Annotated in this window: 8 protein-coding genes; 7 read left to right on the top strand and 1 reads right to left on the bottom strand. The window is 72.6% G+C overall.

Going from position 1 to position 12,553, the window contains the following annotated elements; genetic code table 11:
* Window positions 1-50: 50 nt before the first annotated feature.
* On the top strand, window positions 51-4,031 hold the full coding sequence (locus ABD330_RS12150; protein WP_344463932.1) for a beta-N-acetylglucosaminidase domain-containing protein: 3,981 nt from the start codon (window positions 51-53) through the stop codon (window positions 4,029-4,031).
* 161 nt (window positions 4,032-4,192) lie between these two features.
* Here the strand turns inward: ABD330_RS12150 and ABD330_RS12145 are convergent, their stop codons facing one another.
* Window positions 4,193-4,831 (bottom strand): HNH endonuclease, encoded by a 639-nt coding sequence (locus ABD330_RS12145; RefSeq protein WP_344463931.1) that lies wholly within the window; start codon window positions 4,829-4,831, stop codon window positions 4,193-4,195.
* 395 nt (window positions 4,832-5,226) lie between these two features.
* Here ABD330_RS12145 and ABD330_RS12140 point away from each other — a divergent pair, with 395 nt between their 5' ends.
* The 6 genes from ABD330_RS12140 to ABD330_RS12115 all read left to right on the top strand — a co-directional run bounded on the left by ABD330_RS12140 (window position 5,227) and on the right by ABD330_RS12115 (window position 12,545).
* Window positions 5,227-6,345: a mechanosensitive ion channel family protein gene (locus ABD330_RS12140; protein ID WP_425555510.1), complete on the top strand. Its 1,119-nt coding sequence runs from the start codon at window positions 5,227-5,229 to the stop codon at window positions 6,343-6,345.
* A 336-nt stretch (window positions 6,346-6,681) separates the two neighbouring features.
* Window positions 6,682-7,929, top strand: a complete 1,248-nt coding sequence (locus tag ABD330_RS12135; RefSeq protein WP_344463929.1) for an ROK family transcriptional regulator — start codon at window positions 6,682-6,684, stop codon at window positions 7,927-7,929.
* 138 nt (window positions 7,930-8,067) lie between these two features.
* Window positions 8,068-9,390 (top strand): extracellular solute-binding protein, encoded by a 1,323-nt coding sequence (locus ABD330_RS12130; RefSeq protein WP_344464147.1) that lies wholly within the window; start codon window positions 8,068-8,070, stop codon window positions 9,388-9,390.
* A 10-nt stretch (window positions 9,391-9,400) separates the two neighbouring features.
* Entirely contained in the window at window positions 9,401-10,360 is a 960-nt protein-coding gene (locus tag ABD330_RS12125; RefSeq protein ID WP_344463927.1) for a carbohydrate ABC transporter permease, read from the top strand.
* Window positions 10,361-10,368: 8 nt separating this feature from the next.
* The gene (locus tag ABD330_RS12120; protein WP_344463925.1) at window positions 10,369-11,259 is read left to right on the top strand and encodes a carbohydrate ABC transporter permease; all 891 of its coding nucleotides are present in this window, start codon (window positions 10,369-10,371) and stop codon (window positions 11,257-11,259) included.
* On the top strand, window positions 11,259-12,545 hold the full coding sequence (locus tag ABD330_RS12115; RefSeq protein WP_344463923.1) for a 6-phospho-beta-glucosidase: 1,287 nt from the start codon (window positions 11,259-11,261) through the stop codon (window positions 12,543-12,545). Before ABD330_RS12120 ends, ABD330_RS12115 begins: the two co-directional genes overlap by 1 nt.
* Window positions 12,546-12,553: the final 8 nt, after the last annotated feature.

Below are 12,553 nucleotides of genomic sequence, written 5' to 3'. Positions count from 1 at the left end.
GGTGATGAGACCGGCCTGCGGGCTGGGTGGTCGGTACGAGGAGGCTCCTGTTGCAGGCGCGTGTGTCCGTCGTCGCGGGGCGACGCCTGAGGCAGCAGATCGAGCAGAGCCGGCCCCTGCGTGAGGTGTTGCAGCATCCGGCGGCGCTGGCCGCGCGCCGGGCGACGGCACGGACGGCGCGGCAGTTGGCGCCGAAGACCGCCGACCGCCTGATCGCCGACCTCAAGGGCACCGAACCGCTGCTGGCGTCCGTACGGGCCGAGCGGCGGGCGGCCCGCCCCGGGCGGCGGCGGGCGGCGCTGCAGATCGCGGCCACGCTGTCGGCGGCGGCCGTGGTGGGCGGGCTGCTGGTGAGCGCCCCCGGCTACGCCGCGCCGGGCTTCGAGCGGACCTCGGCCACCAGCGGGCCGGTCTCGGCGCAGGCCCCGCTCGGCAGCCTGACGAACCCTCAGATCTACCCGCGTCCGCAGGAGTTGACCAGCGCCGGGCAGCCGGTCAGCGTACCGAAGAGCGTCGGCCTGGTGCTCGCCGACCAGGCGGACGGCCCCGCCGTGGACGCCGTCCGGGACGTGCTCGGCGCGGCCGGGGCCACCGACGTCAGCCCGCTGCTCCAGCAGTCGCAGACCCCGATGCCCGGCTCGCTGGTGGTCTACGTCGGCGGCCCGGCCGAGGGCGCCGACGGGACGACCGACCGGGTGCTGCGGGATCTGACCGCGGCGGCCGGCGGCAAGGACACCTCCGGCCCGTCGTACGCGGGCCTGCCGGCCGGCGGGTACCTGCTGGCATCCGGCCAACTCCCCACCGTGGGCGGCACGTACGGCGCGATCGTGCTCGCCGGCATCGACCCGGCGGGGACGTTCTACGCCGCGCAGAGCCTGCGGCAGCTGCTCGCGCCGATCGGCCCCGGACAGGGCCAGGGGCAGGGGCCGGGCCAGGAGCAGAACGGGAACGGCGGCAAGGGCTTCCCCGGTGTCAGCATCCGGGACTGGCCGAGCGGCGCAGCCGTACGCGGCACCGCCGAGTCGTTCCACGGCACCCCCTGGACCACCGACCAGCGGCTGGACGAGCTGGATTTCCTGGGCCGCAGCAAGCAGAACTTCTACCTCTACGCCCCCGGCGGCGACCCGTACCGCCTCTCCCGTTGGCGCGACGCCTACCCCGCCGCGCAGACCGAGGTGCTGCGCGGGCTCGGCGCCCGGGCCCGCGCCAACCACGTGACGCTCGCCTACTCCATCGACCCCGGCCAGTCGTTCTGCTACAGCTCGGCCCGGGACGTCGACGCGCTGGTCGGCAAGCTGGAGGCGATGCGGTCGGTCGGCTTCGACGCCTTCCAACTCCAGTTCCTGGACGTCAGCTACGACGAGTGGCACTGCTCCGCCGACCGGAGCGACTACGGCACCGGCCCCGCCGCCGCCGCGAAGGCGCAGGCGGCGCTGGTCGCCAAGGTGCAGGCCCGTCTGATGGCCAAGCACCCCGAGCTGGCCCCGCTCTCGGTCGTCCCGACCGAGTACCAGCGCTCGGGCGCCTCGCCGTACCGGATGGCGCTCGCCGCCGCGCTGCCCGCCGGGGTGCAGGTCGCCTGGAGCGGCGGCTCGGTGATCCCGGCGAAGATCACCGGCAGCCAGACGGCCGACACCGCCGCGCTGTTCCACCGCCCGTTGATGACGCTGGACAACTACCCCGTCAACGACTCCGCCCCCGACCGGCTCTACCTCGGCGCCTACACCGGCCGGGACCCGGAGCTGGCGAGCAGGTCGGCCGTCCTGCTGACGGCCGCGATGACCCAGCCGGTGGCCTCCCGGATCCCGCTGGCGACCGCCGCCGACTTCGCCTGGAACCCGGCCGGCTACCGCCCGGCCGACTCGCTGCGGGCCGCGCTGCGCCCGCTGGCCGGCAGCGACGCGGGCCTGGCCGCGCTCACCGCGCTGGCCGGCAACAGCGCCTCCTCGCCGCTCGCCACCGCCGAGTCCGGCTACCTCACCCCGCTGCTGGACCGGTTCTGGGCCACCCTGGAGCCGACCGGCGGCAACACCACCGACCTGGCGAAGCTGACCGAGGCCGCCGCCCCCGTCCGGGACGCGTTCACCGTGATGGCGGGCGCCCAGCAGGCCCTGGCCCAGGACGCCGTCGGCGCCGAGACCGCGCCCTGGCTGGCCCGGCTGAGCAGCTACGGCCGGGCCGGGCAGGCCGCCGTGGACATGCTGCTGGCGCAGCGCGGCGGCAACGGCTCCGCCGCCTGGCAGGCCCGCGTCCAGCTGCGGCAGCTGCGCACCCAGCTGGCCCAGGGCGCGGCGACGGTCGGCGGGGGCGTCCTCGACCCCTTCCTGGACCGCGCGCTGCGGTCGGCCGACAGCTGGTCCGGCGTGAGCACGGGCGCGCTGGCACCGACCAGCACGCTCGGCACCGCGTACGACCACGGTCCGGCGCTGATGACGGACGACGCCGCCGACACCTTCTACTGGAGCTCCGCCCCGCCGCAGGTGGGGGACGCCGTCGGGCTCGACCTCGGCACCGGGCGCCCGATCGGCAGCGTCACCGTGCTGATGGGCTCCTGGGGCAACGGGCCGGACGCGATCACCGCCGCCGACGACTACATCCGCGACGGCGTGCTGGAGTACACCACCGGCGAGGGCGGCTGGAAGCCGCTGGCCACCGTCCACAACCAGAAGAGCGTCACCGGCGTGGCGCCCCCCGGCACCGTCGCCAAGGCCGTCCGGCTGCGGGCCACCGCCACCCAGCGGACGGCCGTCGCCGTCCGGGACTTCACCGTCACCGCGCCCGGTGACACCCCCGCGACGGTCACCGGCGGACCGGCCCCCGCGCCCGGCTCCTCCCTCTCCGCCGTGCTGGACGGCAACCCCGACACCGCGTACCACGCGGCCGCCGCACCCACCGCGGCGGACGCCCCGCTGACCGTCGAGCTGGGCGCGAGCCGTCCGCTGGACCGCGTCACCGTGCTCACCGACCCCACCGTCCGGGCCACCGCCACCGTCGAGGTGCGGCGGGCGAACGGCGGCTGGGCGGCGATCGGCATCGCGCAGCCCGGCTACAACGAGCTGCCCGCCGGGGGCCTGTCCGCCGACGCCATCCGGCTGACCTGGGCACCCGGCGGCGAGCCGCCCGTGGTGAACCAGATCGTCCCCTGGTACACGGACACCCCCGGCGCCCAGCTGAGCCTCTCCGACGCCTCGATCGACGTGGTGACGGGCGAGGCCCTCCCGGCGCAGACCCGGGCCGTGGTGTCGGCCGGGCGCCCGGAGGGGATCAGCGGGGAGCTGAAGACCGCCGTCCCGGCGGTCGCCAAGGGCCTGACCGTCACCCCGTCGGCGGCGCTCAGCGTGCCGCGCGGCAGCCAGGTCACCGCCCCGCTGCTGGTCACCGCCACGCCCGACACCCCCTCGGGGACGTACCAGGTGCCGGTGACCTTCACGGCCGGCGCCCTGACGGTGAGCCAGGTGCTCCAGGTGCACGTGGTACCGCCCACCAGCGGGCCCGACCTCGCGCCGACCGCCGTGGCGAGCTCCTCCGGCGACGAGACCCCGGCCTTCCCGGCGAAGAACGTGAACGACGGCGACCCGAAGACCCGCTGGTCCTCCCCCGCCACGGACGACGCCTGGGTGCAGCTGCGCCTGCCGCAGGCCGCCCACCTGGGCTCGGTGGTGCTGCACTGGCAGGACGCGTACGCCGCCGCCTACCAGGTGCAGACCTCGGCGGACGGCGTGAACTGGACGACGGTGGCCGCCGTCGACGACGGCAGGGGCGGCACCGAGACCGTCCGCTTCGACGCGCCGGGCGCCCAGTACCTGCGGATCCAGGGCGTCTCCCGGGCGACGAAGTACGGCTACTCGCTCTTCGGCATCGAGGCCTACGCGGTGACCCCGGCCCCGCCGGTGACGCCGCCCACTCCCCCGGTGTCCCCCACCCCGCCGATACCCCCCGTCCTGCCCGTCCCGCCGGTGGCATCGCCGTCCCCCAAGCCCTCGACCGCACCGACGGCGCCGCCCTCGGCCTCCCCCTCCCCGACCCCGTAGGGAACCGGGCCCCGCCGGGTCCGCACCCCCGCTTCGCGCAGCCCCGTGGCACCCCGCAGGGGAGAACGCGGCGGGCCGCCGGCACTCCCACCAGGGGTGTGACGGCGGCCCATGAGGCGTACCGAAGGATGTCGGGCAGGCCCTGTCTGTCGGGCGGTGGGTCAGGCCGAGAGTGCTTCCGGCTGCTCACCGCGGTGGACCGAGTGGTGGACGGACTGGACGGGATGGCCGTTCGGGCCGGGGTGCGATCTGCCGGTGTGTTCCGGATGGTCGAAGTGCTCGTACTCGCGGAACTGCTCGACACCGCCGTACGGCTCCAGGTAGGGCCGCCAGCGCGGGTCCCGGATGCCGGTGCCGATGATCCGCCAGGCCAGACCGCTGGGCGGGGCGGGCGGGCGCTTCATCCGCCAGCCGAGCTCGGTGAGGTGCCGGTCGGCCTTGGTGTGGTTGCAGCGGCGGCAGGCCGCCACCACGTTGTCCCACCGGTGCTGGCCGCCCCGGCTGCGCGGGATGACGTGGTCGACGCTGGTCGCGGCGGCCCCGCAGTAGACGCAGCGCCCGTGGTCGCGGGCGAACAGGGCGCGGCGGGTGAGCGGGACGGGCCCGCAGAAGGGGACCCGGACGAACCGGGTCAGTCGGACGACGGACGGCGCCGTGATGGCGCTGGTGGCGCTGTGCAGAGTGATTCCGGACTCTTCCAGGCTGACCGCCTTGTGGTTGAGGACCAGAATGAGTGCGCGGCGCATGGAGACGACGCCGAGCGGCTCGTAAGACGCGTTGAGGACCAGGACATGTGGCACGGATGCCTCCTTGGACGCCTGCGGCGCGTGGCTCGCGCCGGGACGAGCGGGTGACCGCGCCTTCCGACGCGATCTCCACCAGTGTCGCCTTACGCCGTCGTAGGGCGCCACCACTCCTGTGTAACGGACCGGCTGTGGATTCCGTCATAACCGATATGCCCAGGCTGTGGCCACAATGCACGGCGGGGCCCGGGTTTTCGGACGCTTCGTCCGCACCGGCGCGGTTCGGCGGCACCCGGCGGCCGGGCAGCCGAAGGGGTGACGGCGGGCCGATAGGCTGGTCCGGACGGCCCACGAGTCCGGCGGGCGGCCCGCGCACCGGACTCCGGCGGGCCGCGGTCCCCTCGAACGTCAGCAGGAAGGTCGTGCAAGTGTCCTGGCAAGGTGTCGCCGGCGTGTCCGCCCACGCGTCCCCCTCGCCCGCAGCGCACTCGCCCTCGGCGGAGCTGCCGCAGCTGAAGCTCCCGACCAGTGCCTCGGAGGTGTCGGCCAGTACCAAGCAGGCGGCCGGCTGGTTCGAGAGCCACTGGCAGAGCTGGGCGGAGGGCACACTGAAGATCGTGCTCATCGTGCTGCTGGCCATGGTGCTGCGGGCGGTGATCCGCAAGCTGATCTCGCAGACGGTGGCCCGGATGGCCCGGCACCACGAGCACCACGAGCACGGTGACCTCAGCCGGTTCGGCGGGCTGCTGGCCAACGCCGGGGTGGTCAACACCGAGCGCCGCAAGCAGCGCTCGGAGGCGATGGGGTCGGTGCTGCGCAGCGTCGCCTCGTTCAGCATCATGGGCACCGCCGCGCTGATGGTGATCTCGGCGCTCGGCCTGGACCTGGCTCCGCTGCTGGCCAGCGCCGGTGTGGCGGGTGTGGCGATCGGCTTCGGCGCGCGCAACCTGGTGACGGACTTCCTGTCCGGGGTCTTCATGATCATGGAGGACCAGTACGGCGTCGGGGACGAGATCGACACCGGGGTGGCCACCGGCAAGGTGCTGGAGGTCGGCCTGCGGGTGACCAAGCTGCGCGGCGCCAACGGAGAGATCTGGTACATCCGCAACGGCGAGGTGAAGCGGATCGCCAACATGAGCCAGGGCTGGTCGACGGCGGTGGTGGACGTCCAGGTCGGGTACAAGGAGGACCTCGACCGGGTCTCCTCGCTGATCCTGGAGACCGCCGAGGCAATGGCCAAGGAGGCCCCCTGGGACGAGCTGTTCTGGGAGCCGGCCAAGGTGCTCGGCGTGGAGTCGGTGGCCGCCGAGTCGGTGGTGCTGAAGGTCGAGGTCCGGACCATGCCGGGCAAGGCGCCGGTGGTCACCCGGGCGCTGCGCTGGCGGCTGAAGGCCTCCTTCGACCTGGCCGGGATCCGGCTGAAGGAGGAGCCGACGACGGCCCTCGCGGTGCCCGTGGTCGAGACCGCGCCGCCGTCCGCGCTGGCCGATCCGGCCTCGGCCAAGTCGCTGTCCACCAAGCCGATACCGATGCCGACGCACACGCTGGACGACCAGCAGCAGGTGCACTGAGGCCGCCGGCCCGGCCCCACGAGAGGCCCCGCGCTCCGGGACGACGGAGCGCGGGGCCTCTCGCGCGGCGGGATCCGCTCAGCGGGATCCGCCCGGCGGACCCCCGCGGTGGGGCCGACGCGGCGGGACTCACGCGCCGGGACTCACGCCACGGGAGTGGTCGGTAACGCTTCGGCATCCAGCCCGTACCGGGTCATTGACACTCTCCGGGCCCGGGGCCTACCGTCCTTCTCGGTGATTGGAAAGTTTCCTAACAGTTCCGGTCGCCGCCCTTGCACCCCACGGACATCACCCCTGCGCGCCCGTCGCACCGGCGGAGAGAGGAGGATCGGGTACGTGACCGACACCACACCCGCCCGCCCCCCGCTCGCCGGGACGCCGAGCCTGCTCCGCGCGATCAACGACCGCGCCGCGCTGGAACTCCTGCTCGCCAACGGCCCGCTCTCCCGCACCCAGCTCGGCACCCTCACCGGCCTCTCCAAGCCCACCGCCTCCCAGCTGCTGACCCGGCTGGAGTCGGCGGGGCTGGTCGAGTCGGTCGGCACCACGGCCGGCGGCCCCGGCCCGAACGCGCAGCTGTACCAGGTCAACCCGGCCGCCGGGTACGTCGCCGGGCTGGACGTCACGCCGAGCCGGGTCCGGGTCGCGGTGGCCGACATCACCGGCACCACGCTCGCCGAGCAGGTCGTCCCCAGCCGGGGCTGGCCCGCCGCCGAGACGCTGGAGCGGACGGCCGCGGCGGTCGCCGACACCGTCCGGGAGGCCGGGCTCGCGGACGGCAGCCTGCACGAGATCGTCATCGGCGTGCCCGGCGCACTGGACCCGGTCACCGGCAAGCTCGGCTACGCCTCGCACCTGCCCGGCTGGCACTCGCCCCGGCTGGTGGCCGAGCTGACGGCCGCGCTCGGCGCACCGGTGAGCATCGAGAACGACGTCAACCTGGCCGCCGTCGCCGAGCAGTCCTTCGGTGCCGCGCAGGGCTGCGAGGACTTCGTCCTGCTCTGGGCCGCCGAGGGCATCGGCGCCGCGATCGTGATCGCCGGGCGGCTGCACCGCGGCTTCACCGGCGGCGCGGGCGAGGTCGGCTACATGCCGGTGCCGGGCGCACCGGTGGTGCACAGACTCCGCCGGAAGAACTCCGGCGGCTTCCAGGAACTGGCCGGTGCACCGGCCGTCCTCGCGCTGGCCCGCGAGCACGGCCTGGCGGCACCGACCGCCGAGGCGGCCATCGAACTCGCGCTGGACACCCCGGGCGCGGGCGACCGGTTCCTGGACGTCCTGGCCGAACGGCTGGCCGTCGGGCTGGCCGTCATCGTCTCGGTGGTCGATCCCGAGCTGGTGGTGATCTCCGGCGACGTCCCGACGGCCGGCGGCGACCGGCTGCGCGGGCTCGTCCAGGACGCCCTGGCCGGGCTCTCGATCCCCCGGCCCGAAGTACGCAGCAGCACCGTCCCGGGCTCGCCCGTCCTGCACGGCGCGCTCCAACGCGCTCTCGCCACCGCCCGGGAGGCGGTCTTCTCGACCCTCCCGGGCCCCCCGTCGCAGGCTCCGGCCGGGGGGACCCGCATGCGCAGCACCCCCTGACAGCTCCGCCCACCGCCAGCTCCACGGACGTCACCCTCCCCCCACCCGCGCGCGGGCCGAAGGGCGATGCCGCCTGCCCCCGCACCTTCCGTACCCCAGGAGGACTCTCCAGTGCACACCCCTCGCAGATCCCGCCGGATGCTCGCCGCCGTCGCCGGCAGCGCCGTACTGGCCCTCTTCGCCACCGCCTGCACCGGCAGCAACTCGACCGGCGGCACGGACGACTCCGCCTCCGGCAAGGACGTGACCATCACCTTCTGGCACGGCTGGAGCCAGGACAACGAGACCAAGGCGATCAACGACAACGTCGCGGCCTTCGAGAAGCTGCACCCGAACATCCACGTCAAGGTCGTCGCCAACATCGCGGACGACAAGAGCGAGCAGGCGCTGCGGGCCGGCGGACCGGACGCGCCCGACGTGGTCTCCTCCTTCACCACCGACAACGTCGGCAAGTTCTGTTCCGCCAAGGTCTGGACCGACCTCGCGCCCTTCCTGAAGAAGGACGGCATAGACCCGGCGAAGACCTTCCCGGCCCCGATGCTCAAGTACAGCCAGTTCGAGGGCAGCCAGTGCTCGCTGCCGCTGCTCGGCGACGCGTACGGCCTGTACTACAACAAGACCGCCTTCGCCGCGGCCGGCATCACCGCGCCGCCGAAGACGCTCAGCGAGTTCGACGCCGACGCCGTCAAGCTGACGATCGCGAACGGCGACGGGTACAAGCAGCTGGGCTTCATGCCGGACTACCACGGCTACGAGTCCACCCCCTCGCACTTCCTCGGCCAGTACGGCGTCCCGTACTTCGGCACGGACGGCAAGTCGGACATCGCCGGGGACCCGAAGATCGCCGCGATGTACACCTGGCAGAAGGCGCTGATCGGCAAGCTCGGCGGCTTCGACAAGCTGGAGAAGTACCGGGCCTCGTTCGGCGACGAGTTCAGCGCGAAGAACCCGTTCGAGACCGGCCAGGTGGCGATGGCCATCGACGGCGAGTGGCGGACGGCCTCGATCGCCTCCGACAAGGTCGCCTTCGACTGGGCCACCGCGCCCTTCCCGGTGCCGGACGACCAGGCCGCCACCTACGGCCGCGGCTACCAGACCGGCACCATCATCGGCATCGCCCGCGGCAGCCAGAAGCAGGCCGCCGCATGGGAGTTCGTCAAGTACCTGACCACCGACACCGACGCCGTGGTCAGCTTCGCCAACGCGATCCACAACGTGCCGAGCACCATCGCGGCGCTCAGCTCGCCGAAGCTGGACAGCGACGCGAACTTCAAGACCTTCCTGGACGTCGCCAAGAACCCGGCCTCCAGCACCACGCCGTCCAGCATCAACGGCGGCGCCTACCAGATCAGCATGCAGAACTTCGGCTACGAGTTCGAGTCCGGCAAGCAGGCCGACCTCCAGGCCGGTCTCACCAAGACGGCCCAGGAGATCGACGCGGCCGTCAACCAGGCCAAGTGACGGACGCACCATGGCACTTGCACGCAACGATGTCCCGGCGGCGCTGAAGCGCAAGCGCCGCCGGGAGACGGCCCGCACCCTGGCCTTCCTCTCCCCCTGGCTGATCGGCTTCGGCTTCTTCTTCCTCTACCCGCTGATCTCCACCGTCTACTTCTCCTTCATGCACTACGACGGCTTCAGCGCCCCGGTCTTCAGCGGCCTGAAGAACTGGAACTTCGTCTTCAACATCTACCCGTACTTCTGGCAGGGGCTGCGCAACACGCTCTGGCTGGTCGTGGTGATGGTCAGCCTGCGGGTCGCCTTCGGGCTCGGGATCGGCCTGCTGGTCACCAAGTTGAAGACCGGCGTCGGCTTCTTCCGCACCCTGTTCTACCTGCCCTACCTGGCCCCGCCGGTGGCCGCCACGATGGCCTTCGCCTTCCTGCTCAACCCCGGCACCGGCCCGGTCAACCACTTCCTGGGCGACCTGGGCCTGCCGCAGCCCGGCTGGTTCACCGACGCGAACTGGTCGAAGCCCGCCCTCACCATGCTCGCCATGTGGGGCATCGGCGACCTGATGGTCATCTTCATGGCCTCGCTGCTGGACGTCCCCAAGGAGCAGTACGAGGCGGCCGAGCTGGACGGCGCGGGCCCGTGGCAGCGGTTCCGCTACGTCACCTACCCGAACATCTCGCCGATCGTGATGTTCGCGGTGGTCACCGGGGTCATCCAGACCATGCAGTACTACACCCAGGCGATCGTCGCCGGGAAGGTCGCCAGCGGCATCATCGGCGGCTCCGGCCAGGCCTTCGAACCCGGCTACCCGCACGGCTCGACCTGGACCCTGCCGCAGATGGTCTACAGCCTGGGCTTCCAGCGCTTCGACTACGGCTCGGCCTGTGTGATCGCCGTGGTGCTGTTCGCGATCTCGATGGCCTTCACCTCCCTGCTGCTGCGCCGCAAGGCCGGCTTCCTGTCGAACGAGGACTGAGAGAAGAGATGACCCTGAGCTCCGCCCTCTCCGTCCCGCTGACCACGCGGACGGCCGCCGCCAAGGCGGCCCGCCGCCGGGCAGCGCTGCACTGGGTGGCCGTGCACTCGCTGGCCCTCGCGGCCGCGCTGTTCTTCGTCCTCCCGTTCGTGTTCGTCTTCCTGACCTCGGTGATGTCCGACCGCCAGGCCCTGACCACCGACTTCTGGCCGCACCAGTGGGAGTGGGGCAACTACCTGAAGGTCTGGCGGACCCCGGGCTTCCTCACCTGGTGGCGCAACACCCTGGTGTACGCGGGCCTGGGCACGGTGCTGACGGTCGTCTCCAGCGTCCCGGTCGCGTACGCGATGGCCAAGTTCCGCTTCCGGGGCCGGAACCTGTCACTGATGGCGGTCATCTCGATGATGATGCTGCCGCCGCAGGTCACCGTCATCCCGATGTACCTGTTCTGGGCCAAGCAGCTCCATCTCACCGGCACGCTCTGGCCGCTGGTCATCCCGATGGCGTTCGGCGACGCGTTCTCGATCTTCCTGCTCCGGCAGTTCCTGCTGACCGTCCCGAAGGAGTACATCGAGGCGGCCCGGATCGACGGCTGCGGCGACCTGCGCACGCTGCTGCGGGTGGTACTGCCGATGTCCAAGCCGGCCATCGCGGCGGTCGGGCTGTTCCAGTTCTTCTACTGCTGGAACGACTACTTCGGCCCGCAGATCTACGCCAGCGAGAACCCGGGCGCCTGGACGCTCAGTTACGGGCTGGAGTCCTTCAAGGGCGCCCACCACACCAACTGGAACCTCACCATGGCCGCCACGCTGCTCGTGATGGCGCCGGTGATCGTGCTGTTCTTCTTCGCGCAGAAAGCCTTCATCGAAGGCGTGACACTGACAGGGGTCAAGGGCTGATGTCGCTCAAGTTGGCAATCGTAGGCGGCGGTTCGACCTACACGCCGGAGCTGGTCGACGGCTTCGCCCGGCTCCGCGACACGCTGCCGATCGCCGAACTGGTGCTGATCGACCCGGCCGCCGACCGGCTGGAGCTGGTCGGCGGGCTGGCCCGGCGGATCTTCGCCAAGCAGGGGCACCCCGGCACCGTGACCACCACCACCGACCTCACGGCCGGGGTGGCCGGCGCGGACGCCGTGCTGCTCCAACTGCGGGTCGGCGGACAGGCGGCGCGGAACGAGGACGAGACCTGGCCGCTGGAGTGCGGCTGCGTCGGCCAGGAGACCACCGGCGCGGGCGGGCTGGCCAAGGCCCTGCGGACCGTCCCGGTGGTGCTGGACATCGCCGAGCAGGTCCGCCGGGCCAACCCCGACGCCTGGATCGTCGACTTCACCAACCCCGTCGGCATCGTCACCCGCGCGCTGCAGACCGCCGGGCACAAGGCCGTCGGCCTGTGCAACGTCGCGATCGGCTTCCAGCGCAGGTTCGCCGCCCACCTGGACGTCGCCCCCGAGCTGATCCGGCTCGACCACGTCGGCCTCAACCACCTCACCTGGGAGCGCGGCGTCACCCTGCTGGACGCACCCGGCGCCGCCACCGGCCGCGAGGTGCTGCCGGAGCTGCTCAGCGGCTTCGGCAAGGAGATCGCCGAGGACCTGCTGCTGCCGCTGCCGGTGATCCGGCGGCTCGGCGTGGTGCCCTCGTACTACCTGCGGTACTTCTACCAGCACGACCAGGTGGTCGAGGAGTTGAAGAGCAAGGGGTCGCGCGCCTCGGCCGTCGCGGCGATCGAGCAGGAACTGCTCACCATGTACGCCGACCCGGCGCTCGACACCAAGCCCGAGCTGCTGAGCAAGCGCGGCGGCGCGTTCTACTCCGAGGCGGCCGTCCAGCTGATCGCCTCCCTGCTCGGCACCGACGCCGGCACCAGCGTGCAGGTGGTCAACACCCGCAACGACGGCATCCTGCCCTTCCTGCCCGACGACGCGGTGATCGAAGTCCCCGCCGAGGTCGACGCGGCCGGGGTGCGCCCGCTGCCGCAGCGTCCGGTCGAACCGCTGTACGCGGGCCTGATCGCGGCCGTCACCGCATACGAGCAGCTCGCGCTGGAGGCGGCGCTCAAGGGCGGCCGGGACCGGGTCTTCGACGCACTGCTCGCCCACCCGCTGGTCGGACAGCTGGACCTCGCGGACCGGCTGACCGACCGCCTACTGGCCCACAACCGGGCCCACCTCGGCTGGGCGTGACCGGGTGA

The organism is Kitasatospora kazusensis (assembly GCF_039529945.1).
Lineage (GTDB): Bacteria > Actinomycetota > Actinomycetes > Streptomycetales > Streptomycetaceae > Kitasatospora > Kitasatospora kazusensis.
The sequence above is the reverse complement of the archived record's forward strand: the minus strand, read 5'-3'. Positions and strand labels throughout refer to the sequence as shown.

Bases quoted from the DNA above. Each gene is read 5' to 3' on its own strand.
- ABD330_RS12130 (WP_344464147.1), top strand. From the start codon at position 8,068: ATGCTCGCCGCCGTCGCCGGCAGCGCCGTACTGGCCCTCTTCGCCACC.
- ABD330_RS12125 (WP_344463927.1), top strand. From the start codon at position 9,401: ATGGCACTTGCACGCAACGATGTCCCGGCGGCGCTGAAGCGCAAGCGC.
- ABD330_RS12120 (WP_344463925.1), top strand. From the start codon at position 10,369: ATGACCCTGAGCTCCGCCCTCTCCGTCCCGCTGACCACGCGGACGGCC.
- ABD330_RS12115 (WP_344463923.1), top strand. From the start codon at position 11,259: ATGTCGCTCAAGTTGGCAATCGTAGGCGGCGGTTCGACCTACACGCCG.